This window comes from Plantactinospora sp. CA-294935 (assembly GCF_050936445.1).
Classification (GTDB): domain Bacteria; phylum Actinomycetota; class Actinomycetes; order Mycobacteriales; family Micromonosporaceae; genus Plantactinospora.
In genome coordinates, this window is the sequence record NZ_JBNJMU010000001.1 from 7,985,573 (window position 1) to 8,011,199 (window position 25,627).

At 68.3% G+C, this 25,627-nt stretch carries 26 protein-coding genes and 1 pseudogene; 5 read left to right on the forward strand and 22 right to left on the reverse strand.

Annotated features, from left to right (window positions below; translation table 11 throughout):
* From ACQEVC_RS35110 to ACQEVC_RS35125, 4 genes are read right to left on the reverse strand one after another with little or no spacing between them, the layout of a single operon-like run.
* On the reverse strand, positions 1–852 hold the full coding sequence (locus ACQEVC_RS35110) for an ABC transporter permease (RefSeq protein WP_432886540.1): 852 nt from the start codon (positions 850–852) through the stop codon (positions 1–3).
* Positions 849–1,802, reverse strand: a complete 954-nt coding sequence (locus ACQEVC_RS35115) for an ABC transporter permease (protein WP_432886543.1) — start codon at positions 1,800–1,802, stop codon at positions 849–851. Before ACQEVC_RS35115 ends, ACQEVC_RS35110 begins: the two co-directional genes overlap by 4 nt.
* Entirely contained in the window at positions 1,803–3,383 is a 1,581-nt protein-coding gene (locus tag ACQEVC_RS35120) for an ABC transporter substrate-binding protein (RefSeq protein WP_432886546.1), read from the reverse strand.
* 59 nt (positions 3,384–3,442) lie between these two features.
* Positions 3,443–4,561, reverse strand: a complete 1,119-nt coding sequence (locus ACQEVC_RS35125; RefSeq protein WP_432886549.1) for a C45 family autoproteolytic acyltransferase/hydolase — start codon at positions 4,559–4,561, stop codon at positions 3,443–3,445.
* 174 nt (positions 4,562–4,735) lie between these two features.
* On the opposite strand from ACQEVC_RS35125, the gene rocD reads away from it, so the two are divergent.
* Positions 4,736–5,962 (forward strand): ornithine--oxo-acid transaminase, encoded by a 1,227-nt coding sequence (gene rocD, locus ACQEVC_RS35130; protein ID WP_432886552.1) that lies wholly within the window; start codon positions 4,736–4,738, stop codon positions 5,960–5,962.
* 2 nt (positions 5,963–5,964) lie between these two features.
* The gene (locus ACQEVC_RS35135) at positions 5,965–6,891 is read left to right on the forward strand and encodes a MurR/RpiR family transcriptional regulator (RefSeq protein WP_432886555.1); all 927 of its coding nucleotides are present in this window, start codon (positions 5,965–5,967) and stop codon (positions 6,889–6,891) included.
* A 384-nt stretch (positions 6,892–7,275) separates the two neighbouring features.
* Here ACQEVC_RS35135 and ACQEVC_RS35140 read toward each other — a convergent pair whose 3' ends face one another.
* The 4 genes from ACQEVC_RS35140 to ACQEVC_RS35155 all read right to left on the reverse strand — a co-directional run bounded on the left by ACQEVC_RS35140 (position 7,276) and on the right by ACQEVC_RS35155 (position 9,620).
* Entirely contained in the window at positions 7,276–8,241 is a 966-nt protein-coding gene (locus tag ACQEVC_RS35140; RefSeq protein WP_432886558.1) for a low temperature requirement protein A, read from the reverse strand.
* A 159-nt stretch (positions 8,242–8,400) separates the two neighbouring features.
* Complete coding sequence (locus ACQEVC_RS35145) at positions 8,401–8,655, reverse strand: hypothetical protein (protein ID WP_432886561.1); 255 nt, start codon at positions 8,653–8,655, stop codon at positions 8,401–8,403.
* A gap of 539 nt (positions 8,656–9,194) precedes the next feature.
* Positions 9,195–9,464 (reverse strand): hypothetical protein, encoded by a 270-nt coding sequence (locus ACQEVC_RS35150; RefSeq protein ID WP_432886564.1) that lies wholly within the window; start codon positions 9,462–9,464, stop codon positions 9,195–9,197.
* Between the two features lie 9 nt (positions 9,465–9,473).
* Positions 9,474–9,620, reverse strand: coding sequence for a hypothetical protein (locus ACQEVC_RS35155; RefSeq protein ID WP_432886567.1), 147 nt, complete (start codon positions 9,618–9,620; stop codon positions 9,474–9,476).
* Positions 9,621–10,155: 535 nt separating this feature from the next.
* On the opposite strand from ACQEVC_RS35155, the gene ACQEVC_RS35160 reads away from it, so the two are divergent.
* Positions 10,156–11,175, forward strand: coding sequence for an aldo/keto reductase (locus ACQEVC_RS35160; protein ID WP_432886570.1), 1,020 nt, complete (start codon positions 10,156–10,158; stop codon positions 11,173–11,175).
* Positions 11,176–11,462: 287 nt separating this feature from the next.
* On the opposite strand, the gene ACQEVC_RS35165 is transcribed toward ACQEVC_RS35160, so the two are convergent.
* Positions 11,463–11,684, reverse strand: coding sequence for a hypothetical protein (locus tag ACQEVC_RS35165; protein WP_432886573.1), 222 nt, complete (start codon positions 11,682–11,684; stop codon positions 11,463–11,465).
* Between the two features lie 273 nt (positions 11,685–11,957).
* Positions 11,958–13,181, reverse strand: a complete 1,224-nt coding sequence (locus ACQEVC_RS35170; protein ID WP_432886576.1) for a serine hydrolase domain-containing protein — start codon at positions 13,179–13,181, stop codon at positions 11,958–11,960.
* A gap of 439 nt (positions 13,182–13,620) precedes the next feature.
* On the opposite strand from ACQEVC_RS35170, the pseudogene ACQEVC_RS35175 reads away from it, so the two are divergent.
* Together ACQEVC_RS35175 and ACQEVC_RS35180 are read left to right on the forward strand one after the other, a co-directional pair.
* Positions 13,621–13,795 (forward strand): annotated as a pseudogene (locus ACQEVC_RS35175) (IS256 family transposase); the annotation flags it as partial.
* A gap of 59 nt (positions 13,796–13,854) precedes the next feature.
* A complete protein-coding gene (locus ACQEVC_RS35180; protein WP_432886579.1) occupies positions 13,855–14,085 on the forward strand; it encodes a hypothetical protein in 231 nt (76 codons plus the stop codon).
* A 30-nt stretch (positions 14,086–14,115) separates the two neighbouring features.
* On the opposite strand, the gene ACQEVC_RS35185 is transcribed toward ACQEVC_RS35180, so the two are convergent.
* The 12 genes from ACQEVC_RS35185 to ACQEVC_RS35240 all read right to left on the reverse strand — a co-directional run bounded on the left by ACQEVC_RS35185 (position 14,116) and on the right by ACQEVC_RS35240 (position 25,604).
* Positions 14,116–14,814, reverse strand: coding sequence for a hypothetical protein (locus ACQEVC_RS35185; RefSeq protein WP_432886582.1), 699 nt, complete (start codon positions 14,812–14,814; stop codon positions 14,116–14,118).
* 63 nt (positions 14,815–14,877) lie between these two features.
* Positions 14,878–15,912, reverse strand: coding sequence for a methyltransferase (locus ACQEVC_RS35190; protein ID WP_432886585.1), 1,035 nt, complete (start codon positions 15,910–15,912; stop codon positions 14,878–14,880).
* A 70-nt stretch (positions 15,913–15,982) separates the two neighbouring features.
* Positions 15,983–16,717 (reverse strand): SDR family NAD(P)-dependent oxidoreductase, encoded by a 735-nt coding sequence (locus ACQEVC_RS35195; protein ID WP_432886588.1) that lies wholly within the window; start codon positions 16,715–16,717, stop codon positions 15,983–15,985.
* Positions 16,718–17,048: 331 nt separating this feature from the next.
* Complete coding sequence (locus ACQEVC_RS35200) at positions 17,049–17,867, reverse strand: SDR family NAD(P)-dependent oxidoreductase (RefSeq protein WP_432886591.1); 819 nt, start codon at positions 17,865–17,867, stop codon at positions 17,049–17,051.
* A gap of 138 nt (positions 17,868–18,005) precedes the next feature.
* Entirely contained in the window at positions 18,006–18,647 is a 642-nt protein-coding gene (locus ACQEVC_RS35205; RefSeq protein ID WP_432886594.1) for a hypothetical protein, read from the reverse strand.
* A gap of 50 nt (positions 18,648–18,697) precedes the next feature.
* Positions 18,698–19,291 carry an NADPH-dependent FMN reductase gene (locus ACQEVC_RS35210; RefSeq protein WP_432886597.1) on the reverse strand — a complete coding sequence of 198 codons (594 nt, stop codon included), beginning with the start codon at positions 19,289–19,291 and terminating at the stop codon, positions 18,698–18,700.
* Positions 19,288–20,523, reverse strand: coding sequence for an MFS transporter (locus ACQEVC_RS35215; RefSeq protein WP_432886600.1), 1,236 nt, complete (start codon positions 20,521–20,523; stop codon positions 19,288–19,290). Before ACQEVC_RS35215 ends, ACQEVC_RS35210 begins: the two co-directional genes overlap by 4 nt.
* Before the next feature lie 121 nt (positions 20,524–20,644).
* Positions 20,645–21,409, reverse strand: coding sequence for an SDR family oxidoreductase (locus ACQEVC_RS35220; protein WP_432886603.1), 765 nt, complete (start codon positions 21,407–21,409; stop codon positions 20,645–20,647).
* Positions 21,410–21,440: 31 nt separating this feature from the next.
* The gene (locus ACQEVC_RS35225) at positions 21,441–23,453 is read right to left on the reverse strand and encodes an SDR family oxidoreductase (protein ID WP_432886606.1); all 2,013 of its coding nucleotides are present in this window, start codon (positions 23,451–23,453) and stop codon (positions 21,441–21,443) included.
* 4 nt (positions 23,454–23,457) lie between these two features.
* Positions 23,458–24,405: an aromatase/cyclase gene (locus tag ACQEVC_RS35230; protein WP_432886609.1), complete on the reverse strand. Its 948-nt coding sequence runs from the start codon at positions 24,403–24,405 to the stop codon at positions 23,458–23,460.
* Between the two features lie 94 nt (positions 24,406–24,499).
* On the reverse strand, positions 24,500–25,285 hold the full coding sequence (gene fabG / locus ACQEVC_RS35235) for a 3-oxoacyl-ACP reductase FabG (RefSeq protein WP_432886612.1): 786 nt from the start codon (positions 25,283–25,285) through the stop codon (positions 24,500–24,502).
* Between the two features lie 46 nt (positions 25,286–25,331).
* The gene (locus ACQEVC_RS35240) at positions 25,332–25,604 is read right to left on the reverse strand and encodes an acyl carrier protein (RefSeq protein WP_432886615.1); all 273 of its coding nucleotides are present in this window, start codon (positions 25,602–25,604) and stop codon (positions 25,332–25,334) included.
* Between the last annotated feature and the right edge of the window lie 23 nt (positions 25,605–25,627).

The following is a 25,627-nucleotide window of genomic DNA, read 5'->3' on the forward strand; positions in this document are numbered from 1 at the left end:
TCAGGTCCTCACCGCGAGCTTGTCCGACAGTCGGACGCCGACGACGTTCGTGGCCACCACGACGATCGCGATCGCCAGGCCGGGGATGAGCGCCGGCCCGGCGAACCCTTGGATCACTCCGGCGCGTCCCTCCTGGACCATCAGGCCCCACTCGGAACTCGGCGGCTGCGCACCGAACCCGAGGAAGTTCAACGCCGCCAGGCTCAGCAGCCCTTCGCCGAAGAGCACCACCAGGTACCCGACGAGCGTCGGCATCAGGTTCGGCAGTACGTACCGGGTGCACAGCTGGATGCCGCCGACGCCCTGCAACCGGTAGCCGTCCACGTACGGTCTGGACAGCTCCTCCAACGCGATCGCCCTGGTGAACTTGGCGACCAGCGGGGCGAAGGCAAGACCCATGCCGATCACGGCGGTCGCCGGGCCACGGTCGAACACCGCGATCACGAGCACGACGAAGAGCAGACCGGGGAACGCGAACATCACGTCGGTGACCCGGGCCAGCACACTGTCCACCCATCCGCGCTGCCACGCGGCAACCACGCCGATCAGCACACCGACTGCCGTGGCGAACGCCAACAACGCGATGGCGCCGAGCAGGCTGGGCCGGGCGCCGTGGATCACCCGCGACAAGATGTCCCGACCGAGCTGGTCGGTGCCGAGCCAGTGTGCGGCACTCGGCTGCTGGTACAACACCGAGAAATCCGTGGCGGACGGGTCGTACGGCGCTATCCAGTCGGCCGACACCGCGGCGGCGACCGCAATGCCGAGGATGCCGAGGCAGATGAAGAACAACCACGGTGCCGTCCTGCGTGCGCTCGCGACCGCGACCGGCCTGTGCGTTTCGATGGTCACGACCGGTCACTCCCCGCCAGTGTGCGGGGGTCCAGCAGCGGATAGGCCAGATCGACCAGGAGGGTGACGACCATGTAGCCGATCACCATGTACAGCAGGGTCGCCTGCACCACCGGGAAATCGTGGGTGTTGATGGCTTCGACCAGCAGTCCGCCGACCCCGTTGAGGCCGAACACGCTTTCGATCACCACCGTCCCAGCCAGCATGCCCGCCATGACCAGGCCGCACATCGTGACGACCGGGCCGAGCGAGTTGCGCAGCACGTGCCGTACGACGATCTGGCGTGTGGTAAGTCCGCAGCTGCGCGCCGCCTCGACATGGTCGAGGGTCTGCTGTTCTGTCATCGTCTGTCTGGTCACCCGGCTGATCAGGGCGATCGAGCCGAGTGCCAACGCGATGGCGGGCAGCGTCAGGTGGTAGAGCCGGCCGGTGAGTCCCTCGCCGTCACCCGCGACCGGGAACCACCGCAGCCGCACCGCGAACACCGCCACGAGCACCAGGCCGATCACGAAGTTCGGCACCGAGTTGACGAACGTGGTGAATCCGGTGACCGCCGAGTCGAGAGCGCTACCCCTGCGCAGTGCGGAGAGCACACCGAGCCCGACCCCGATCACGACGAGCAGCACCGAGGCCATCGCGACGAGGGTGAGCGTCATCGGCAGCCGCGACGACAACAGGTCGGACACCGGCTGTTGGTAGTACATCGACGTGCCGAGGTCGCCGTGCAGTACGCCCGTGGCCCACCGGGCGTACTGCGTCCACAACGGCTCGTCCAGGTGGTACTCGTCGCGCACCGCGGCGATCTTGTCCGGCGTGAGGTTTTCGGGGTTGCCGATCAGGAACGTCACCGGATCGCCCGGCGCGACGTACATGCCCGCGAAGATCACGAACGAGCTGATGACCAGAGTCAGCACCAGGCCACCGAACCGCCGCAGGAGTGCCGTGGTCATCTATGCTCCCTTGGCCCCGAGATCGGCTGCCCACGGGTAGTACCGGTAGCAGCCCGAGGCGGGCACGCCGGTTACCTTGTCGCCGAGCACGACCGTGGACGGGCTCTGCACCACGGAGATCCACGGCATCGTGTCGGCCCACCGGTTGGCCAGGTCGATTGCCAGTGCGGCGCGCTGGCGGTCGTCCAACGCGGCGCGGGCCTGGCTGATGAGCTGGTCGTACTCCGGGTCCTTCAGGATCCACTGGACCGTCGATGTGGACGCGCCGTTCTTGTAGAACCCGACGGGGTCGTTCTTGGAAATGAAGTAGTCGTCGGTGTACAGGTCGGCCTTTTGGCGGGCTTCCCTGCTGCTGTAGTAGTCGCCGTACTGCTGCGTCGGGATCTGCACGATGCTCGCCTCGAGGCCGATCTTCTTGGCTGCGTCGACCACCGCGTTGGCGATCACGTTCCGGGCCGGAGTGGTGTCGCTGGCGACAACGATTGGCTGCTTGGCGGGCACCTCGGCGACGAGCCTCTTCGCCGCTTCGATGTCCTGCTCGGATGGCGCGGCCGGCGAGCCGCCCAGCGTGTCGTAGGCGGCACGGAAGGTGTCCACCTCGTAGCCCCAGGCACCCGGGCCGACCGGCTCCTTCGCGGGCTGTCCGAAGCCGGCGAGCGCGGCACGGGAGACGCCCTCGCGGTCGAGCGCGAGTGACAACGCCTTGCGTAGCCGGGCGTCACTCAGTCCGCCGCGTTCGGTCACCATCAGGCTCCACACGCGGGTGTCCCGGCCCTGGCTGACCGTCGTGGTTCCACCGGTCGCCAATCGCGTCGCTGCGGAAATGTTCTCCAGGTACGCACCGTCGGCCGCGCCCGTGACGAGGGAGTTGACCAGAGCATCGTCGTCAGCCCAGCGGAAGGTGATCTTTGCGGCCTTGGCCGCGCGGCTGGTGTTCCAGTACCTGTCGAACTTCGACAGCACGATTTGGCTGCCGGAGTTCCACGACTGCAACCTGAAGGGTCCGGAGCACGCATCGGTGCCGCGCGGCGTACCGTAGGTGGCGCCCTGCGACTCCACGGCCCTGCGCTCCAGCACGACCCCCGCGTCACCCGCCATCGCCTGGAGGAACACCGCGTCGGCCGCCTTGAGTGTGACGGTGACCTGGTTGTCACCGGTCTTGGCGATCGACGTGACACCGGTGAACTCGTCCGACTCGTTGGCGCCGTCGGCCGCGTGCCGCTGAAGGCTCCAGACCACGTCGTCAGCGGTCATCGCGGCGCCGCTGTGGAACGTCACGCCGGCCCGGATGGTGAACATCAGCGTGTTCGGGCTCGTCCACTCGTACTTTTCGGCCAGGCCGGGCTTGATGGTCAGGTCGGGCTGCAGCTGCACGAGGCGCTCGCAGACGTTCGCCAGGATCAGGTCGCTGTTCGCGCCCGCGGCGTCGTTGTCCAGGTCGAGCGTGGCCGGTTCCTTTGCCATCAGCCACGTCGCCTGGTCGATGGCGCCCGCAGCGGGCGGCGTGCTGTCGACCAACCGGATGTTCTGCTTGGCTTCGGTGGACGTCGGCGGTTGGCCACATGCGGCGAGCAATGCCACGGCGGCGCAGGGTACAGCGATGAGCCTGCGAGGTAGACCAGGTCCGGGCATGACGTCTCCTACTCGTAGAGGTTGAAAGGCAGAAGTTCGTAGGGGTGCTCACACGGGGTGCCGGGTGCGAAGTAGTACTCGCCCGTGGTCAGGTCGACGCAGCTGGACAACAGCGTCGACCAACGCATGACCTCGGGCAGGCGCTCGTCGGCGTGCGCGCACAGCGAGTCGGGGTATCCGAGGTGGTCTGACATGGCGGTGCGGACGGCGGATCGCACGTCAGCGGGCTTTTCGGCGGCGGCGGCGGCCGCAAGCCCCTGCCGTGCCCTGGGTACGCGCAGCAGCGAGTCCGGTGACATCGGCCGGTGTGTCGCCGCAAGCTGCGCGGGGACGAAGGCCTGGTAATGGTTACCGTGCACGAGCAGACCGTCGGACGGGTACTCCCAGCCGATCGGGCCGGGGGTGGTTTCCAGGTCGATGGAGAATCCCTCGCGATGGGTGAGCAGCGCGTTGCTCGCGATGTGGGCCTTGGTGGAGACGAGGACCCGCAAGGCGTCGGAGATGCTCGTCGAGTCGAGTACCAGCCGGCGGATCACGGTCTGGGGGATGCCGACCGAGTCGTCGAACCGGCCGCCGAGGCCGTTGGCGTTGAGCGCCAGGCCTGCGGAGTTGGCGCCGTGCCTGCCGAGCTGGCCGGCCTCGACCTGCATGATCACCGTCGGCTTCGGCGGCTGCACGATGCGCAGGATGACGACGGTGTGCGCGACCTCGTGTCGCCAGTCCCAGTTCTGCCCGCAGTAGACGTGGCCGTCGCCGGCGGCGGCACCGGTGAGGGAGAACGAGGTGCACCCGTCCACGTCGTCCATCGGGTCGGTGCGGCCGAAACCGCGGTCGTAGACGATTTCGCCGCGGCAGTTGAGGGTGACGATCTCGGCAATCGACACGCTCGCGCCGTCGGCGATCCCGGTCATCTCCTCGAAGAGGCCGGGGAACTCGTCGGCGATCAGCCGCTGCCAGGGGCGGGCCAGGTCGAGCACCTCGGGCCACGTCAGACCGCTCTGGTGCTCGAACGCCCGGGCGTAGTACGCGATGGCGTCCGCGATCAGGTCGGCTGTGGCCTGCCCGTACTGCGTGCCGCGGTCCAGCGCCGACGTCCCGGAGATCTCGATCGTTCTGAGACTTGCCATCGGTGGAAACGTCCTTTCGATCGTGCGAGCCGGCCGGCGACCGTCAGTAGCTGTCACTACAGGTCTTTCGTTCCGTGCAGTGTTCGCTACAATGTAGCAACGACTACGCGCTAGTCAATGGGTGAAATTTTCGCTACGCCCAGACCTCGGCCAGTGGCATGAACAGGAGTTCCCTTGACCGCGACAGCCGACGAGATCCGCCGCGCCGAAGCCAGTACCGCACCCAACTACCGACCGCTCCCGGTCGTACTGCACGAAGGCCACGGCGCCTGGCTCACCGACATCGAAGGACGTCGGTATCTGGACATGCTCTCCGGATACGGCGCGCTGAACTTCGGGCACACCGATCCGGAGCTGCTCGCCGTCGCGCACGAACAGCTCGACCGGCTGACCCTCACCAGCAGGGCCTTCCACAACGACCGATCGGCCACCTTCTGCGCGGAATTGGCCGAGTTGGCCGGTATGGAGATGGCCCTGCCGATGAACACCGGGGCCGAAGCTGTCGAGACCACGATCAAGACCGCGCGGAAGTGGGGCTACCAGGTCAAGGGCGTACCGCAGGACCGAGCGAAAATCATCGTGGTGGACGGCAACTTCCACGGCCGGACCGTCACCATCGTCAGTTTCTCTGACGACCCCCGGGCGACCGCCGAGTTCGGCCCCTTCACCCCGGGCTTCGTCCGGGTCCCGTTCGGCGACGCGGACGCACTGCACTCAGCCATCGACGACCACACCGTGGCCGTCCTGCTCGAACCGATCCAGGGCGAACGCGGTGTCATCCTCCCTCCCCCGGGCTATCTGCGGACGGTACGGGAGCTGTGCACCGCGCACGACATGCTGATGATGGCCGACGAGGTCCAATCAGGACTGGGCCGGACCGGCCGGACGTTCGCCTGCGAACACGCCGAGGTCGTGCCGGACATCTACGTCCTCGGCAAAGCCCTCGGCGGCGGCATCCTGCCGGTATCCGCGGTGGTCTCCCGACGTGACGTGCTCGGCGTGTTCCGGCCCGGCGAGCACGGCAGCACGTTCGGGGGAAACCCGCTCGCCTGTGCGGTCGGCACCGCCGTCGTCCGGCGTCTCAAGACCGGTGAGCCACAACGACGTGCCTCCGAACTCGGCGCGGTCCTCACCAGCGCACTCTCCCACTTGCCCGCCTCCGAGGTGACCGAGGTCCGGACCATTGGCCTATGGGCGGGGGTCGACCTCACCACGGGCGACGGCCGCACGGTCTGCGAAGGCCTGTTGAAGCGGGGCGTCCTCGCCAACGCCGCTCATGGACGCACGATCCGGCTCAGCCCACCACTGGTGGTCTCGGAGGACGACCTGCGTTGGGGTGTCGAACAACTCGCCAAGGTACTGGCACGACAACCCGGCGTAGCGGCACCTGCTAGGTTGTAGCGGTGACTACAGGCGAGCGGCAAAACAAATCCGCGGCTGCGGACGAGCTAGCCAGCCTTTCCCTGGCGGAACGAATCGCCGCCCGGGTGGCCACGATGAGCCGGGCCGAGCGTCGAGTCGCCGAGTTCCTGCGCACTCGCGGCTCGGACGCCATATTCGCCACCGCGCAGCAGATTGGCGCGGCGACCCAGACCAGTGACGCAACCGTGGTGCGCACGGCCAAGACCCTGGGATACTCCGGCCTGCAGGAGCTACGGCACAGCCTCGGCAAACAGGTCGTCGCCGCGACCAGCCCCCTAGCCCAGCTGCGTAAACGCCTGGAGCGGCCCGGCTCGCAGGCCACATCCCTACTGTCGCAGGTATTCGCCGAGGCGACCGACCGTCTCACCGAGACCGCCCGCCGGATGGCCGACGCCGACTTCGACCTCGCCGTTGAGGCCATCGCCAACGCCAGGGAAGTGATCGGGATCGGCGTCGGGCCATCCGAGCTGACCGCGCGCTATCTCGAGTTGAAGCTAAACCGGATGGGCAGACCCGCTCGATCCACCGGCGCGACCGGGTTCCGTCTGGCCGACGACCTGCTTACCCTCACCGGTGAGGACACGCTCGTGCTGTACTGGCCCACCCGGCTGCGCAATGAGATGGAGGTCGTGCTCGACCACGCCCAAGCCGTGGGCGCGCGTACGGTGCTGATGTCCGACTCGCTCGGCCCGCTGATCGGAGACCGGGTGAGTGTCGTACTGCCCGCCGCGCATTCGGCAGGAGACATCGTGGGCGAAGGAATGACCACCCAGGTCCTCACCGACGCCGTGTTGGCCGGGGTGCGAGCGCACGACGAACGACGGGCGACACGGGCACACGAACTACTGACCGATCTGCGGACCTCGCTGAGCCAGGTCAACGGCCCGAGCCAGCGGCGCCGCCGCTGAGAGGGCAGTCCGGCACGGAGTCCATCAGCACACAGCGAACCTTTTTCAACCTGAACCACGCGGCGCTCGCGCCCCGCGTTCGACCTCGCGGTCCACCGGACCGCAGGGGGAGGTTGAAAAAGGTTCAGTGATCATCCCAGCGCCCCGACAGGATCAGCCGTTCATCCGAGTAGCGTCCACCATCGGAGCATCACCTCACACGCTTCTCGAACACGCTCTTACTGGGCGTTCAATAATGAACCTTTTCAACCTCCCCTTGTGGTTCGACGGACCGCAGGGTCGGACGCGGTGCGTGAGCGCCGCGCGGTTCAGGTTGAAAGGTTCAATGTCTGGGTTGGGTTCGGCGGACTTGGTCAGTCAGGCGGCGAGCCGGACGTGTGGCGGCTATCGACCCACCCGTCCCGGTTGAAACCGGATCGAGGTGCCAGCTTCGTTCCAGAGATCGTGTCTCATTGAGGGAACTCGCCAATAGTAGATAACCCCGGCGATCAGGAAAAAATGCGCCAGGCTATACGCGTTGCTGGCCACTCGGCCCCGCTCTGATTCACTCAGCTCCGCCAGTGCCCGACCGGCGATGAGCGCGGCGTTCTTGAAATAGAGCCACCACAGGCACACCGCTACGGTGAATGCGAGCAACGCGGCCAGCAGAACCGGCCCATGCGTCACCGCCGACCTGGCCCCCGCTCCCGTCGAGAACAGGGACTCGCCGAGCGCGATGATCAGCACCAGACCATGCCGTTCGGTGAAGTGGCTGGCGCTGCGCAGTCGCCACCCGCTGACCACCGAGGCGACGAAACCACCGCTGAAGTCGATCACGAAGGCGCCTGCCCAGAGCAGGGTCTGCGCGGTGCCGCCGAACATGGCGCCGAGGACGAGGGGTGTCCAGGCGAGGACCGCGGTGATCGTGAAGATGCGCAGGGTGGTACGCATTTGCCGGTCGCCCTTCGCGGCATGGAAATAGAGGGCGATGTCCAGTCCGCGCAGCACGATGTAGGCCAAGGCGAGGATCAGGGGTGCGTCCAGGATTCCCGGGCCGTACTGCCAGGCATCGCGTATCACCAGGGCGGCCACGAAGATGGCCGCCATCGCCACGACCGTGCCGGCGGGGATCAGTCCGATGTCGGCGCGGACCTGGTTAGCCAGCCAGGTGTAGGTCGTCCAGGCCATCCAGAGCAGTAGCAAAAGGATGAGCCCCTGCGCCAAGCCGAGCGGTGTGGGTGCCGGCTTCGCCATGTACGACAGGATCTGGGTGAGGGCGAAGATGAACACGAGATCGAAAAAGATCTCAAACGAAGTGACCCGGTGTGTCTCATCGGTCAGGATGGGCCGGGATCGGACGATCCGCTTCATATCCCTATCTTCTTGGCCATCACCTCGGTCCGTCGTGAGATCCGCTCATTTGCGTCGGCGACGTTCCTCCGCCTCAGCCACGATCTTCCGGCTGCCCTCGTACGAGCAGACAGCCAGCGCGACGGGCCACAACACCACGGCAATGCCCGTTCGCGAACGCTACGGAAACCCGGAGCCCTTCGGCTCGAAGATCTGGATCGGATTTTGCCCGGCCTTGGCCGACGCGTGGCTGATCGCCTTGGGCCGGCCGTCGGAGCCGTGCCAGCCGCCAGCGGCGTCCCGCAACGCCCCGAACTGGATCGTGGCGAGTCCCTCCACCTCGTCGACGAGGCCGTAGAGGTCGGACATCCCCATCGCGCCGAGTCCGAGCGCGGAAACCTCCGGTCCGGTACGGCCGAGCGTACGCGTCTGCATGTCAACACCTGTCTTGATTGTCGTGCCGACCAAGTCCCAGAGAACGGATGACAGATTCCACCCTTGCAGGCCCGACGTCAGCGGTGCCCTGGCGCGGTTGGCGGCGAGGCCCTCCTTGGGGACCCGTAGACCCCAAAGGCGTGCCAGGCCATGCCGCCTTTCTCCACGCGTCGAAGCGGTCGAGCGCAGTGGTGTGCGGCATCAACCGATTCAAAGGTCACCGCGCCGTCGCGACCCGCCACGACAAGGCGCTGTGCGCTACCGGGCCGTCCTGCACATCGTCACGATCAACGAATGGCTATCCGCCAACTTCTGGAACGGGCCTGTTTACTGGGAGGAGTTTGTCCAGGGTGATCGGTAGGTCTCGGATGCGGACGCCGGTGGCGTGGTAGACGGCGTTCGCGATCGCCGCTGCGGCACCGACGATGCCGATCTCACCGACGCCCTTGGTCCGCATCGGGTTGACGTAGGGGTCATCCTCCTCGATCCAGTGCCGTCGAACCTGTCCAGCGCCTGGCCGATGGCCGGGGTGGTGGCGGTCATCGCGGCCCCCCGGCCAGATCCAGCAGGGTAGTCACCATGGTGTTGCAGGTCAGCGGCACCTTGAACGCGTTGCCCGGCAACGGCCGGGCGTCGGCGAGTTCGGCCTCGACGGCCTGGTGGAACAGTTCCTCGTCGGCCGGCCCACCGCGTAAGAGTTCCTCGGCTCGATACGCTCGCCACGGCTTGTGCGCCACCCCGCCCAGCGCGATCCGCACGTCACGCACCACCCCATCCGCCAGGTCGAGCGCGGCGGCCACCGCGACCAACGCGAACGCCTACGACGCCCGGTCCCGGACCTTACGGAAGTGCGAGCGGGCGGCGAACGGCAGCGGCGGCAGGTCGACCGCGGTGATCAACTCACCGTGCTGAAGCACCGTGTCTCGCTGCGGTTCCGGTCCGGGCAGCCGGTGGAGTTCGGTCATGGGGATAACCCGTCCGTCGGTACGGACCGTCGCGTCAACCTGAACCGCGCGGCGCGCACGCACCGCGTCCGAGGCTGCGGTCCGACGGACCACAAGGGGAGGTTGAAAAGGTTCATTGATGCGGTGCGGATGCGTGGTGGAGCCGGTTCCACTGCTGCCGCGCTGCCCTGGATAGGCGCCAGAGCGAAGAGGATCGTGCAACCACGCGAGAGGATCTCGCTAGCCCAGCGCTCGCGGCGCTGTTTTCCTGGAGATACCGGAACGCGTCACGGACTCCGGGGCAGTCACCACGAAACGAGAGGAGGGTAATGGACGGCGACATGTACCTCGACGACGAGCAGTTACGGACGGTGTCCTCGGTGCGGTGCGAATAGTCCGATCCACAGGGATCGGTGACGTCTTTTCCATCGTCCGGTCGGGTTCACGGCTCAGCACGTCGAGTCGACTCCTTCCCGCCGCGCGGGTCCACCAGCGCCAGCCAGCGCAACAGCAACCAGCGTTGTTCCACGCCGCACTCATTACAGAGGAGAAACAAATGCGGTATCGCACCTTGGGTCCTACCGGTGTCCAGGTCAGCACCCTCGCGCTCGGCGCGATGAACTTCGGTGCACTCGGACGCACCACCCAGGACGAGGTCACCGCCATAGTCGACGCCGCCCTCGATGCCGGGATCAACCTCATCGACACCGCCGACATCTACAGCGACGGCGAGTCGGAAGAAATGGTCGGGAAAGCCATCGCCGGCCGCCGCGAAGACATCGTGCTGGCCACGAAGGCGGGCCTGCCGATGGGCGAGAAGCGCAACCATCAGGGCAGTTCACGCCGCTGGCTGGTCACCGAGTTGGACAACAGCCTGCGCCGCCTCGGCGTCGACCACGTTGATCTCTACCAGATCCACCGGTGGGACCCGACCACCAGTGACGAGGAGACACTGTCAGCGTTGACCGACCTACAGCGCGCGGGAAAGATTCACTACTTCGGCTCCTCGACCTTCCCCGCCTACCGCATCGTGCAAGCGGAGTGGGCCGCCCGCGAGTATCACCTGAGTCGCTACGTCACCGAGCAACCCAGCTACTCGATCCTGCAGCGCGGGGTCGAAACCCATGTGCTGCCCGTGACCGAGCAATACGGCCTCGGTGTGCTGGTATGGGGACCACTGGCCTCGGGCTGGCTGTCGGGCGCGGTCCGCGAAGGCCAGGAAATCGCTACCAACCGCTCAACCTTCTGGCCGCAACTCTACGACACCTCCATTCCGTCCAACCGGGCCAGGTTCGACGCAGTCGAGCAGCTGGCCAAGGTCGCCGACGAAGCCGGCCTGACCATGATCCAGCTCGCACTCGGATTCGTCACTACGCATCCGGCCGTAACCAGCGCGCTCATCGGCCCCCGCACGCTGGACCACCTGCACTCGCAACTCGCCGCCGCGGACACCGTGCTCTCCGCCGACGTGCTGGACGCGATCGACGCGATCGTCACCCCCGGGACTGACCTCGCCCCGCAGGAAAAGACCGACACTCCGCCCGCCCTCCTCAACCCATCGCTACGCCGCCGCTGATCGCTCACGTACAAGTGGCCGCCAGCCACGGACGGGCATTCCGCGCTGAAGGACGCGCGCAGCGAGCGACCCACCCGACGTGCCAAGGGCACACCTCTCGACACCTCAAAACGACTGACGCAGCGGAGGAACCGTGCCGCAGCCGCAACGCCAAGCCCTTGATCACGGCGAATTGCTCACGGCGTCCCTCGCTACCCATTTCGAATCGGTTGCCGCAGCAGATATGAACCCACAGGTGACATGACTGGTCTGGTCGTGGAAGATCGTCGGCGTTCGCCGCGCCGCGCTTACGAGTCGGCGGGCTCGAGGTCGAGCCCATCCACCACCGCTGGCCCGGTCGGCAGCAGGTCGCCCATGGTGAGTCGCTGAAGGAACTGGCGGCGGCTGCGATCGGCGGCCTTGTTGACGGGGATGTCCCCGACGCCCGTGTAGTCGACGGTGGTCCGGAACGGGCGAGCGCCAGTGGGAAGGCCCACGACGCGTACGACCTCGTCGGCGACGCCCTGCACGTCCGGCGCGCCAGCCCAACGACGCGTGCCGCGCCCACCCCGGCGTGGTGCCGGTGGCACTCCGACGGCGTGGAGGCCCGTATCGGGGCAGAACGTCCACATGCGAGTAGTTGCCGCCAGGGCTACGGACGCCACTGCGCCGAAGCCCTCATCGATATGGCCATGCTCCGCCGCGGCGGAGCATGGTCACCACTACCAGGCCGGGCGTGAACCACCACCCACGAGAACGTCAGGAGATCCTATCTTTGGCGTCGGCCACGCCGTGGCCGCCCGTCAGCCGCCACCGCCACCGCCGCCGGGTGAAGCCCCGGTGATGGCCTGCGTCTGCTGTCCGGTGATCTCCTGCAGCGGTATGTCGTCGTAGTTGCTGAGGACGACGCCGACCCACCCGGTGTCCGGGTAGATGCTGTAGTAGGTGGAGCTGCCGGGGTGGGGGCCGCCGCGCCCGATCTCCCACTGGCCTTCGACGATGTGGGCTGTCGGCCCGTAGGTGGTGAACCCCGGGGAACCTCGGAAGTTGGGGGCCTTGACCGAGGTGTACACGTCGGCCCAGGCCGGGTCGAGCACGGTGCCGTCGTACAACGCTTCCGCGAACCGGACCATGTCCGGTGCGGTGACGAACCCGCCGTCTGGGACGAAGTTGCGGGCATTGTTCTGGCCCGCCATGCCCGGGTTCGGGCTGTCCTTGTCCAGGTTGCGGACGGCGTCCACCCGGCTGCCGTCGGCCTGCTTCATGTACGAGCGCGCGATGTGTTCGTCGGCCAGCCACTGCGGCCTGGTGTAGTACGCCGAGCCGGTCATGCCGCAGCGTGCGAAGACATGCTCGTGCACGTAGTCCCAGAACGTCATGCCGGTCACCGCCTCGACGATCTGCACGACGACATCCGCACCCCAGCCCGGTTTGTTCGAACCCGCGCCGGGGACAGCCACCAGCTTCGCCTGCCGGGTGTACTGCTGGTAGTACTCTTGCTGCTCCTCCTTGCTGTGGAAGATGCGTTGGTAGTCGTGCTCCGGGAAGGACAACCCGGAGGTGCCGATGAGCAGGTGGTGGATGCGCACCTGCTCAGCGATCTCCGTGGCGAAACCGGTCAGGTAGGTGCCCACCGTGTCCCACAGCTTCACCTTGCCCTGCTGCGCCAGGTGCACAATGGACAGGCTGACGAACGGCCCGCCGTAGAGGTTGAACGCGACACCTTCGTGGTTACGGATCCCCTTCTCCTTGTCGGCCATGCCGTAGCTGCGCGACAGCACCGTCCGGCCGCGACGCGACAGCATCACCACTCCGGAGAACTTGTCCTCGGCGGCCAGCTTCGCGATGTACCGGTCGTAGGCGCCGCCGGGACGGGTGGCCGGCGGGATGTCGGCGTCGGTTGGGGCGGTGTCGGCCCGGCCGAGCCCGGCGCCCACCAGCGGCCCGGCCGCCACGCCGGCGGCCGCCACCCCGCCCCAGCCGAGCAGCCACCGCCGGTCGATACCACGTACCGAATCCGAGTCCATGATCACGGTCCTTTCTTGATCGACAATCTGACCGTTGATGTGCTGTGGTCCCCGCCTGCACTGAACCCGGAAGACCGTTGCGGTGGCGTATGCGAATTTCGGTATGCCCGCGACACACTCGATCTGGTATAGACATGCCGGCGACGTACCGTCAGCCAGCCGACCGACCCGTCCGGCCGCGTCACCGCCTCGGTCTGTGCCCCACACCGGCAGCCGAACGTCGCGTGCTGGTCGGCCTCGTCGGGCGGTATGAGGTGCGGGTCGGTGGCAGGGCGGTCCGGGTCGGCGGAGATCCGGCCAGAGTAGCTAGGTCGCGGTCTCCAGATCGACCAGCATCACCACAACCACCACGTCGCAGGTCGAGCACAGCAGCCGATACCGGTTGAGCTGGTCCGTCTCCCTAACCAGCCCGCGCGTGTGCCCCTGGTGGCCACTGTCGGCGAGTCGGTTGAGGCGCCACCAGAACGAGCAAGCCGCGCTCAAGTGCGTCTACAGGGCGTTGATGAGCCTCGACCCCCGGCGCCGGCCGCCGGCGATGGACCATGCGCTGGAAAGCACCGTTGAACGCGTTCCAGATCGCCTTCGAGGGCCGGCTCACCCCGGTCAACCACTGACCACCTCAACAACCAAGATCAGCCGTTAACTTGACACTCCCGTCCACGGCAACGAGACGGTGACCGCCCTCGCCGGGCTGAGCGACGCGCTGCAACGGATCCACCGCATCGACGAAGCCATCGAATGGCAGCGCAAAGCGGCAGAGCGCTACGAGGCGGACGGCAACTATCGGCGGGCTGCCAAGTCCTGGCGCAAGATCGACGCCTTACGCCAGCAGGCCCCCTGCCCAGGGCTGAGCCGACACCCCACGCTGTGCCGCCTGCTCTCCGGCCCGCTCGCTGTCAGGTGAGTCGTGATAACCGGGGCGTCCGTGTACCCCCTACGACGACGCGAGTGGCCCGACGAGGCTGGTGTGGTGCTGGTAGCGGGCACCGGCACCGGTGTCGCCGCTGCCCACCTGTTCGAGGATCGGCTCGATCACCTCGGCGATGTGGGACACCGCTTCCTCCTCGGAGGCCCACTCGGACAGCAGGAAGACGCTGGTGCCGTCGACACTGATGTGGAAGTTTGCGGCGATGGCTCCGGGATAGTCCCGTTCCTCGCCCTCGGTCGCCTCCTCCGAGGCGAGCAGGCCGTCGACCCATCCACGCGCCGCCTCGTGGTTCTCCATCTTGAAGATGGCGGCCGGGAAGCACCGGGCCACGGGGGCCGGGCCGGTGATTGCGCCGCCACGCACCACCCGGTATAACCGGTACCGCTGCGGCTCGGGGGACTGGACGCCGGGGATGCCCCATCCCGGTGTGGGCGGCCGCGAGACACTCCCCTCGTCCCGCAGCGATGCGCTCAACGCCTCGTCCGACGACCACTGGGCGTACGTCAGCACCGACTCGCCGTCGGTGCTGACGAAGCAGTTGAGCGAGATTAGGCGGGACGGCCACTGAATGGCCTGCCAGTGCGCGACGATCGCCTCCGCCAGGGCCCGCTGACGTTCGGGCCCCCGCGTGATCACCTCGGCGACGAGCACGGTCGTGACATCGGGGCGGTTGATGACCGGCTGTACGGCGGACGGGGTGGACATCCTCGACTCCTCGGGTGTGGTGGCCGGATTCTCGCGGTGCACGACGTACGACGACCCTGGCGGTCAGCGGTCCTTGTGGCCCACGACCAGCACGTCGTCCGGCGTGTTCGTGAGCCCGACCGTCTCCGGGCGAAAACCCGCCTTGGCCAGCCAGCCGTGGCACTCCTCGACCGAGTACTCGCGGCCGCCCGCAGACCAGACCAGCATGCTCAGGCTCGCCAGCACCGCGTTGAGCGGTGGGTTGTCCCCGCCGACCATCGGGTCGTAGACGAACACCGCTCCCCCGGGCTTCACCGCCCGGTACGCGTTGTGCAACAGCCGAATCCGGTCCTCCTCGCCCCAGTTGTGCAGGATGTGACCGAAGATCAGCACATCGGCCTCGGGCAGCGGGTCGGTGAAGAAGTCCCCGCCGACGAACGAGACCACGTCCGCGGCGCCGAGCCCGGCCATGTGCCTGGTGAACGCCGGCTCCAGCGGCGGCAGGTCGAAGACGGTGGCGGTGAGGTGCGGGTTCCTGGCCACCAGTGTCCGGGCGAAGTTGCCCCGGGCACCTCCGACGTCGACAACCGAGTGGTACGGGCTCCAGTCGAGGTCGCTGATGCACAGCCCGATCGGGGTGTTGAACATGTCCATGCTGTCCAGGAAGGCTTCGGTGGCCGCCTCGTCCCGGTACAGCGAGTCGTACGGGTTCCCCTCGACGGCGGCGCGGTTCTGCGGCTGTCCGGTACGCAGCGCGGTGGCGAGGCCGTCCCAGGCGGGGTTCAACTCGCTGGCACAGAACCGCAGGTAGCCGCCGATGTATCCGGGCCGGCCACGAACCAGGTATCCCTCGGCGGCGGGAGAGTTCCGCAGTCGCTCGTCCTCATGTTCGAGCAATCCCAGGTTCGCCAGGGCGAGGAGGAAGTCCCGGGCGCCCGGCATCCGGAATCCGAGGCGTTCGGCGAGCTGCTCCGGGGTCGCCGAGGTGCCCGACAGCTCGCTGAACAGGTCGGCCTCCACGGCGGTGACCAGGATCTTCGTCTGCCAGTGGCCGGTCACGATCGCCATCACCGGCCCGGGGCCGACGGACATAGGCGGCTCGGTGTGCGCGGAGTTCATGTGGTTGACGCCTCCTCGGGACAGGTCGGGGCCATACGGAAGATGCGGGAACCCCTGGCGACGGCTTCGCCTACCAGGGGTACGGGGTGCCGTCGTAGTTGCGAAACGTCCCGGTAACGCCGTCGCCGGACAGCGCCAGCCGGACGATGCCGGCCGCTCCCTCGGCGGGATCGCCGGCGCCGGGTGGGGGTGGGCCGCCGCCGAACCCGGTGGCGCGCAGTCCGGGGCAAACCACGTTGACGGTCACGCCGGTGTCGCGCAGCTCGGTCGCGTAGAGCACGGTGACGGCGTTCAGCGCCGCCTTCGACGAGCGGTACGCCAGCGGAGTGAGGGCGGCCCAGGGCGCCGCGGGGTCGGTCATCGTGTGCATCGCGCCGAGCACGCTGGTGACGTTCACGATCCGGGCCGACGGCGCACGCCGCAGCAGCGGCAGCATCGCGTTCGTGGTCGCGATGACGCCGAAGACGTTCGTCTCGTAGGTGGCGCGGACGTCGTCAACGCCCGCCTGGGACGGCGGCGCGAACCCGGCCGCGATGCCCGCGTTGTTGACCAGGATGTCCAGCCGGCCGGTGGCGGTCTCGATCGTCTTCGCCGCCGCGGCCACGGAGTTCGCGTCGGTGACGTCAAGCTCTACCAGTTGGACGGTCACGCCGTCGGCGGCCAGCGTGTCGACCGCGGCCTGTCCGCGTCGGCTGTCCCGCGAGCCGAGCAGGACGTGCACGCCGGCCTCGGCGAGCTGCTTGGCGACGTGGTACCCGATTCCCGTGTTGGCGCCGGTGACCAGCGCGACCGTCGCCGCTACCACTGCACGGACGACGTGAGCAGGGCACGCGGAGCACACCTGGTCCGGAGGCGCACCTCACCGCTGGGGAGGATGAGTCGCGGCTCCGGCAACCGCCGGTCCCTCCGTACCTGCCGGGATTCCACCTGCGGGGAGTTCATGTGGTGCGAGCCTCCTCGGGATCATCGCCACCGGGGCAACGAGAAGAGCCCTTCCTGGGACGCGAAAGGGACTGGTGAGTTCGGCGGAAAAGCCCTACGTCCGACCGGGGCGCCTTCGATGCTATGTGTTCGAGAGGGTGGGCCCGGTCAGGACGCATAAAGGGATTCGTCAATTCTTTGTGAAGCGTCCCGCGTCAGCGGGACAGCAACTCCTTGGTGATGCGGTCCAGCCGCAGCGCCTTGTCCCGATCGAAGCCGCCGCCCTCGATGCCGATCCGCCGACCCTCGACGATGGCGCTCAACGGTTCCGGCGGCGGGTCGTCCAGTGCCGCGACGATGGGCACGATGCTCTTCGCCACCGGCTTGCCGAACCGCCTCATCGACTCGATCTGCGCCGCGGTCGGCGGGTCGTACTCACCGGCGAAGCTGGTCGCCGTGCTGCCGGGGTGGAGCAGCACGTACCGGATGGGACTGCCCGGGTGCCGCTCGGCGAAGGCGACCCCGAGCAGGTCGTTGAGCCTTCCGCCCTGCATCAACGCGTTGACGCCCTGATAGCCCCGGGTCAGTTCGAGGTCGTCCCACTGGATCTCGACGGGGTTTGGGCCGGGCCCGGCCACGTTCATGATGACGGGACTGCTCGTCTCCGCCAGGGTGTCGGCCAGGCCGTGTCCGAGCAGGAACCGGCTCAGGTAGAAGAGCGCGAACGTGTGCTCGAATCCGTCGGCGGTCACCGTGCGCCTCGAATTGAAGTAGCGCGCGCAGAGCACCAGCGCGTCCACCGTCGGGAACTTCGCCTTGATCTCTTTGACGACCCGATCATTCTCGCCGATCAGGCTCAGGTCCGCAGGGACCACGAGCCCCTCCCCGCCGACATCTCCGGCGGCGTCGAGAACTTCCACCCCCTTCGCCGCGTCCCGGCCGACGATGACGACGTTGTCGCCGCGGCGTCGATAGGTGACCGCGAGCGCGGCACCGATTCCGTCGGTCCCACCAGTTATCACGATGGTCTTCACGGACGATCTCCTTGAACGGCCTGAGTCAACCCGGTCGGTACCTGCACGGGCATCCTGGCCGCCGGCCGCGAACGTCCACACGCCAGCATCGTACCGGGAGGCTCAGGAAACTGTACTTACAAGTTCAATATTTCCGGTCTACGCGCGTCCCGTCACGCTTCCGTGCAGGTGGTACCGCTTGAAGCCGATCGGGCGCACGCCCGGCGTGGCATTGCTGATCCGCAGCGTCGTCGCCCGGGTGGACCCGGCGAGGAACACCTCATGTGCCTCGTCCGAGGTCCACTCCGCATAGTTGAGCACCCGACTGCCGTCGGTACTGACGTGGAAGTTGGCGGCGAGCAGGCCCCGGTTCCGGTCGGGCGGCGCCTGCTCGATCGAATCGGCGATGGAGTCGATGATGTGCTCCTGCCGGTCGGGGCCGTCGACGTCGAACGTCGCGATGACCACACAGGTGGGCGGGGTGTCGTCCCGAACGACGCTGCGCCCGAGTCGGTACTCGACCGGGCCCGCCCCCGACGCGCCGTGCAGCGACCGGATCGTCCTCCGGTCCGACCTGTCCAGGCAGCGGGTGTACGCCAGGACGGTGTCCCCCCGCACGTCGAGGAAGCAGCTCGACGAACGGATCTCCGCCGGCCACGTGGTACCGGCCCACCGTCGCCCGAGGCTGTCGAGCAGGCGGCGAGCCGCCTCGGCGTCCGGCACGTACCAGGTACTGACGAAGGCAACCGGCGCGTCGGTCCGGCGTACGTCGGGCATGGCGGTCGAGATCGGCAGAGTCACAGGTTCTCCCGGTTCGGTGGAGGGCGGCCGGCGTGGTGTCCGGCCCGGTGTCAGCGCCGGTACGGGCGCCTCGTCCGTGCGTCGCGCAGTGTCACGGCCCACCAGTGCACCTGGTCCAGCAGGGCCTTCGCGGCGGCCTCGCACTCCCCGGTCCGGTACGGGCGGCCGTGCCCGTCGAACCGCGTCCACGCGTCGTGGAAGCTGACCGACTCGCGCACGGTCACCGCGTGCAGTTCGGCAAAGACCTGTCGCAGGTGTTCGACGGCGCGCAGACCACCCGACATGCCGCCGTAGGAGACAAAGCCGACCGCCTTCGCCGCCCACTCGTCGAGAAACCAGTCGAGGAGGTTCTTGAGCGCGGCCGGGAAGCTGTGGTTGTACTCGGGTGTGACCACGACGAACGCGTCACCGGCGGAGAGCCGGGCGGACAGTGTGTCCCGTGCCGTCGCGACACCGGTGGCCGGCTGCTGGCCACTCGCCGGCATCACCAGCGGCAGCGGGTGGTCGAGCAGATCGACCACGTCGACGGCCATGTCCGCGCGCGACATGACCTGGCCGACGAACCAGTCGGCCACGGTCGGGCCGAGCCGACCGTCCCGGACGCTGGCGATGACGACGACGAGCTTGATCGGGTTGTCCGTCACATTGGGACCTTTCGTCGGATCGGAAGGGTTCGTCGATGCCGGATCCCGGTCAGCGCGACGAGCAGACCTGCCGCGCCGACCACGGTGATGAGCAGCAGCGCCGGCCGGTCGCTGCCGAAGGCCGTCCGCAGCAGCGCGACGAGTGGCAGCACGACGACGGCCCCGATCTGGACAGCGGCCTGGTACAACGACACCGCCCGCGCCCGGCCCTCGACCGCGACACCGGCCGTGGCCTGCATGTTCAACGCGGCGAAGGAGAGTACGAACCCCGCCTCGACCAGCAGCAGGGCCGGCAGGGTCGTGGTCGGGTACGCGTCCACCCACGGCCGCCAGAGATAGTAGACCGGGGCGAGGAACGCCGCGAGCGCACCGAGGGCGATCAGTCGGGCGGCGCCGAACCGGGCGACCATCCGTCCGGCGAACGGAACGGTCAGCACCAAGGGTACGCAGGCCGGAAGCAGTGCCAGCGCGGTCTGCCAGGGCCGCCAGCCCAGCTCGTCCCAGATCTGGAAGGTGACGAGCAGCAGCAGGCTCTGGTACGTGCCGTTGAGCGTGGCCGCACCGAGTGCGGACCGGACCAGCGCACCGTCCCGGACCGCAACCGTCCGGGGTACGACGTCGCGGGGCGGGTCGGGTGGGAGTACCCGCAGGCCGAACAGCAGAAGCACCAGCGCCACCGGGGCGGGGAAGAGGAACGTCCAGTGCCAGCCCGCCTCCAGGAGCACCGCGGACAGCAGCAGGCCGACGGTGAACCCGGCCGCGCCGAACAGACCGTAGATCGACACCGCACGGCGGTGCTGCGGCCCGCCGGCGAAGGTGGTACCGATGATGGCCAGCCCGGTCGGGGCGGTCAGTGCGACACAGAATCCCTTGACCACCCGGGTGGCGATCAGTATCGCGATGTCGTCGGAGAGACCGCCGATCACCGAGGCAGCGGCGAAGACGAGCATCGCGGCCAGATAGGCGCGGCGGGCACCCCGGTGGGCGGTGATCCGCCGGCCGAGCGGGAGCAGCGTCGCGAAACCGACCGCGAAACCGCTCATCAGCCACTGCACGGTCGGCAGCGACAGGCCGAGATCGGCGCCGATCGACGGCAGCGCGACGAGCACCACCGACACCTCGATCGAGTCCAGCACCATGTTGCCGGAGAGGATGACAAGGATCGCCCACGAGCGCCGGTCCCAGCGGACCGGTCGCGTGCCGGTGCCCGGGGCCGGGATGGCCGTACTCATGTCGGTGGACACCTCCCTCGCTCGTCGGTACCGGTACCGGTGCCTGTTCCCTCAGACCCTCCAGTTCGGTCAGGTGGTCGAACACCGCATCGCTGGTCACCGTGTCCTCCTCTTCGGCCCCTCACCAGGCCAGCCGCAGACCGGTCGCGGTGCCGTCCTCGCTGACGAACGTGGCCGTCGGGCCGTCGTCGCCGAGGGTCGCCAGCAGTACCGGGATGCGCGCGCCCTGCTCGGGCGTGAGGATGCCCCGGTGCTCGTTGATATCGGTGGCGACGAAACCCGGGGAGACCGCGTTGACCAGGATCCCGGTGTCGCGCAGCTCGTTGGCGTAGGTGATGGTGACGGCGTTCAGGGCCGCCTTCGAGGTGTTGTAGTCCAGCACCACCGGGAAGACACCGGGCGGGAACAGACCTGTCGGATCGGTCCGTTCGGCGGCGTACGCCAGCGATCCGAGCAGGCTGCTGACGTTCACGATCCGGCCGGACGGGGAGCGCCGCAGCAACGGCAGCACCGCGTTGGTCACCGTGACCACGCCGAACACGTTCGTCTCGAACGTACGCCGCACCTGGTCGGTCGAGGTCTGGCTGGGCGGCGTCGGTGGACCGCCGGTACCGGCATTGTTCACCAGCACGTCGAGCCGCCCCGCCTCCTCGTCGATGCGTTTGGCCGCGAGGGCCACGGACGACTCGTCGGTGACGTCGAGCCGTACGAAACGGGCGTCGAGGCCCTCGGCGCACAGCTCGCGCTCGGCCGCCTGTCCCCGGCTCTCGTTGCGCGCCCCGAGGTAGACGCACATTCCCAGCGCTCCGAGTTGTCGGGCAACCGCGCGGCCGATCCCCTTGTTCGCCCCGGTGACCAGCGCGACGCGGGTGCTGCTGGAGGTCATGGCTTCCTCTCGACTCCGGTGGATGGATGGGTCACTGACCGAGCAGGGTCCCGCCGCTGGCGTCGATGAACGCGCCGGTGATCCAGCGGGCCTCGTCGGTGGCGAGGAAGGTGACGACGTCGGCGACGTCCCCCGCGTCGCCGACCCGGTTGAACGCGGAGAGCCGCGCCATCTGCTCCACCACCTCGGGCATGCCGAAGACCGCGCTGCCGTTGTCGGTGATGCCGGGTGCCACCGTGTTGACGGTGATTCCGCGCGGGGCCAGGTGCCGGGCGAAGTGCAGCGAGATCTGCTCGATCGCGCCCTTGGTCATCGCGTACACGGCCTGGTCGGGGTTTGCGCAGCGGGTGAGACCCGAGGAGATGTTGATGATCCGCCCGCCCTGCGGCAGCAGGCTCGACGCGCGTTGCACGATGAAGAACGGCGCCCTCGCGTTCACCGCGAAGTACCGGTCGAACTGCTCCGGCGTAATGTCCTCCGGTGGGACGCCGGCCGGCGCGGTCTCGGCCGCGTTGTTCACCACGATGTCGAGCGTGGTGTCGCCGGTACGCTCCTTGAGTCCCTCCTCCAGCGCCAGAAACAGATTGTGGACGTCACCCGGTACGCCCAGTTCGGCGCGGACCGGGAAGGCCCACCCGCCGTCGGACTCGATCGAGGTCACGGTCTCCAGCGCCGCGTCCTCGTTGGCCGCGTAGTGCACGGCGACCAGGGCACCCTCCCGGGCGAGCCGCTGGGCCGTCGCCCGGCCGATACCCCGGCTGGAGCCGGTGACGAGTGCGGTCTTGCCGTTGAGCCTGTCCATGGTGGAACTCCTGTCAGTCGAAGCGGATCGGTTCGTCCGGTCGCCCGGGGCCGGAGTTCCCGACCCGGTGCGGACATCGGACACCGGGGTCGTCTCCTGGATGTCGAGGCCGCTGATCATCCGAGCGAGGTGGCTCCGGACGGCGTCGATGCCCATCAGCTCGGCGACGGTGTCCCGCAGCGCGTCCGTCTCGGGGCCCCCGAACAGCAGGAGTGCCTGTGCCCGGATGTTGGTCAGGACTCGCGTCCCGACCGGGTGCCGGTCGTCGTGGTACGAGTCGAGGACCTCGTCGCCCGCGCCGCCGGTCACCCGGGCGGTGAGCTTGCCGCCGAGGTTGATCGCGTCCTGGAGGCCGAGGTTGAGCGCCTGTCCGCCGATCGGCATCTGAACGTGCGCGGCGTCACCGGCGAGCAGGATCCGGCCGAGGCGGTACCGGCTCACCTGGCGGCTGGTGTCGTCGAAGCGGTTGAGCCACCGCGGTACGCCGTGACCGATGTCCTCGCCGGTCACCTCCGCCCAGGCGGTGACCACCTCGGCGAAGTCCGGGACACCGGCACCAGCCCTCGGGTGGCGACCGTGACGACGCACCATGAGTCGGGTGGTGCCGTCGGCACGGCGGTACGCGGTGACGACGCCGTTGGGCAGGCGCTGGAGCCGTCGGTCGGGAATGTCGACCCCGGTGACGTCGGCCCGCAACATCTGTCGGGTGGCGTCCACGCCGGCCAGGTCGTACCCGGCCAGTCGCCGCACCGTGCTCCGTTCCCCATCGCAGCCGACCAGGTACGCGGCGCGCAGCCGGCACGGTCTTCCACCGGGCACCCGCACGTCGACCTCCACCCAGTCGGTGTGCCGGGTCAGTCCGGTCACCGCGTGCCCGCGTCGTACCTCGGCGCCGAGGTCGGTGACCCATTCCTGGAGCACCGCCTCGACCCGGGTCTGCGGACACTCCCATTGACCGGCGAACGGGTGGCCGGAGGTGGCCGCCGCCAGGTCGAGCCGGATCCCGCCGAAGTGGCCGGACCCGCCGCCGGGCAGCGGGCCCAGCCTGTCCAGCACCCCGCGCTCGGCGAGCAGGGCCATCGTCCGGGCGTGCAGGATCGACGCCCGGGATTCGGTCGTCGGCGCGGTGAGCCGCTCCAGAGTCACGGTCCGGACGCCGCCGGTACGCAGCTCGCCCGTGAGTGTCAACCCGACCGGCCCCGCCCCGACGACTATGACGTCGGTGTCCAGTGCGCCGTCCACCGGCTCAGCGCCTAGCTTCCGCGTACTTTCTGGCGTGGTTGAGGGTGGCACCGCTGTTGTTGCCAAGCGCCTCCCGGACGAACGCCCGAGCCTCGGCCAGGCCGGCGTCGGGTCCGAGGATTCGGCCGATGTTCTCGGTGTTGATCATCACGGTGTGCTGCGAGGTGGCGGTGGTGATCCCCGGTTCGTCCTCGGTGAACTCCCAGTAGCCCGTGTGCAGCGTCATCAGCGCGGGCAACATGATCTGCTTGTACGCGATCCGCCGGTGTGGAAAGCACACCCGCACGGATTTCGTGGTGTGCGTGGACCCGTCCCGGGTACGGGTGTCCATCTCCAGGACCTGCAGGCCGAGGGTCGCCTCGGTCAGCTCCACCCGGGCAACGTGCGGCAACCGGTCGGCCCAGAGCTGGGCTTCGTTGATGAAGTCGTAGAGGTCCTTGGCCGATCCCTTGACCTGGACGCTGTCCTCGAACGAGAGGAGCCGGTCCGCCGCACCCGCGGCCAGTTCCAGGTTGGTCTTCAGCGAACCCAGCTCCGCCCGGCTGTTACTGTCCACCGCCTGGGAGATCCAGGCCACCCCGTCCGGGTCGTCGTCGATCGCCCGGTACCGGTGCAGCAGCCGCAGCCGGGTGTCCTCCTCGCCGAGCGGCTCGATGATCCAGGTACCGCTCATCTCGGCCACCGGCGGCGCCGACACCTCTTGGCGGAACTCGATTCGCATCGCCCCGGGGTCGAGTATCCGGCGCGAGGACCAGCTCTTGACATCGTCGTTGGCCGTGGCCCAGATCCGGATCCGCTCCTCGTTACCGTCGCGCTCCAGGTAGTCCACGTACACCGAGGGCGGGAACAGCCGAGGCCAGTTCTCCACCTCGGCAAGCAGCCGGTACACCTCGGTGCCGGCGGCGTGCACGGTGACCTCGTGCTCGACCTCGCACGCCTCGTTTCGGGTCACATCGGTCTCCTCTCGTCAGAAGCCGTGGCGGGCACGGCGGAAGTCAGCGACACGGCCAGAGGTAGCGGGACACGGACGGGTGTCGACGGCACGATCAGAAGTTGCCCAGGCCGCCGCAGACGTTCAGCGCCTGCGAGGTGATCGACGCCGCCGTGTCCGAGGCGAGATAGCCGACCAGGCCCGCGACCTCCTCCGGAGTGGAGTACCGGCCGAGCGGGATCTTCGCCGTGAACCGCCGCATGATCTCGTCGGTAGTGGTGCCGTGCGCTGCGGCGTACCCCTGCCGGACCCGCTCGGCCATCGGCGTCTCGACGTAGCCGGGGCAGACGGCGTTGACGGTGATGCCGGTCGGCGCCAGCTCGTTGCCGAGCGCCTTCGTGAAACCGACCACCCCGTGCTTGGAGGCGGAGTACGGCGCGCCGAGGACGACACCCTGCTTGCCTGCGGTGGACGCGATGTTGATGACCCGGCCGGAGGCCCTGGCCCGCATCCCGCCGGTGGTCAGCACCTCGCGTGTCATCAGGAAGACGCTGTTCAGATTGGTGTTGATCACGTCGAGCCACAGCTCGTCGGTGATCTCGGCGGTCACGCCGCCGCCGCTGCGGCCGGCGTTGTTGACAAGCACGTCGATCGGCCCGAACCGGTGCACGGCGGCCCGCACCATGCTCCGGATGTCCTCCGGGGAGCGCACGTCGGCAGCAGCGCCGTCCACGTCGTACCCCTCGTTCTGGAGTTCCTTGACGGTGCCCGCCACCCGGTCCGTGGTCCGGGCGCAGAGAAAGACCCGCTCTCCCCGCCCGGCGAAGAGCCTCGTCACGGCCAGACCGATTCCGCTGGTCGCGCCGGTGACGAGCACGACCTTCGACGTCTGTTGATTCATGTCCACTCCTCGATGTGGGTTGGCCGGCGAGTGCGACCGCGTCGACTCAGCCCGCGCTAGCAAGCCGGCCGCGCACCAGCTCCACCAGTGCGCGGGGGGTGTGTTCGCCGGAGAGCGCGTCGTCGTCGAGCCTGATGCCGTACTCGCGCTCGATCCGACCACCGGTCTCCAGCAGTGCCAGCGAGTCGTAGCCCAGCTCGTCGAACGAGATGTCGAGAATGTCGCCGTCGAGGTCGATGCTCTCGTCCGAGCCGGCTCCCTCGCGCAGGATCCGCTTGAGGTCCTCGTCGTCGAACGAGCCGGCGGGTACCGTGGCCATCTCCACACTTCCTTTCGTCACGT

What these genes read in the sequence shown, in the direction of transcription:
- ACQEVC_RS35160 (WP_432886570.1), top strand. Translation starts at nt 10,156, where the DNA reads ATGCGGTATCGCACCTTGGGTCCTACCGGTGTCCAGGTCAGCACCCTC.
- ACQEVC_RS35155 (WP_432886567.1), bottom strand. Translation starts at nt 9,620, where the DNA reads ATGACCGAACTCCACCGGCTGCCCGGACCGGAACCGCAGCGAGACACG.
- ACQEVC_RS35240 (WP_432886615.1), bottom strand. Translation starts at nt 25,604, where the DNA reads ATGGCCACGGTACCCGCCGGCTCGTTCGACGACGAGGACCTCAAGCGG.
- ACQEVC_RS35190 (WP_432886585.1), bottom strand. Translation starts at nt 15,912, where the DNA reads ATGAACTCCGCGCACACCGAGCCGCCTATGTCCGTCGGCCCCGGGCCG.
- ACQEVC_RS35145 (WP_432886561.1), bottom strand. Translation starts at nt 8,655, where the DNA reads ATGCAGACGCGTACGCTCGGCCGTACCGGACCGGAGGTTTCCGCGCTC.
- ACQEVC_RS35215 (WP_432886600.1), bottom strand. Translation starts at nt 20,523, where the DNA reads ATGAGTACGGCCATCCCGGCCCCGGGCACCGGCACGCGACCGGTCCGC.
- ACQEVC_RS35170 (WP_432886576.1), bottom strand. Translation starts at nt 13,181, where the DNA reads ATGGACTCGGATTCGGTACGTGGTATCGACCGGCGGTGGCTGCTCGGC.
- fabG (WP_432886612.1), bottom strand. Translation starts at nt 25,285, where the DNA reads ATGAATCAACAGACGTCGAAGGTCGTGCTCGTCACCGGCGCGACCAGC.
- ACQEVC_RS35220 (WP_432886603.1), bottom strand. Translation starts at nt 21,409, where the DNA reads ATGACCTCCAGCAGCACCCGCGTCGCGCTGGTCACCGGGGCGAACAAG.
- ACQEVC_RS35125 (WP_432886549.1), bottom strand. Translation starts at nt 4,561, where the DNA reads ATGGCAAGTCTCAGAACGATCGAGATCTCCGGGACGTCGGCGCTGGAC.
- ACQEVC_RS35185 (WP_432886582.1), bottom strand. Translation starts at nt 14,814, where the DNA reads ATGTCCACCCCGTCCGCCGTACAGCCGGTCATCAACCGCCCCGATGTC.
- ACQEVC_RS35140 (WP_432886558.1), bottom strand. Translation starts at nt 8,241, where the DNA reads ATGAAGCGGATCGTCCGATCCCGGCCCATCCTGACCGATGAGACACAC.
- ACQEVC_RS35115 (WP_432886543.1), bottom strand. Translation starts at nt 1,802, where the DNA reads ATGACCACGGCACTCCTGCGGCGGTTCGGTGGCCTGGTGCTGACTCTG.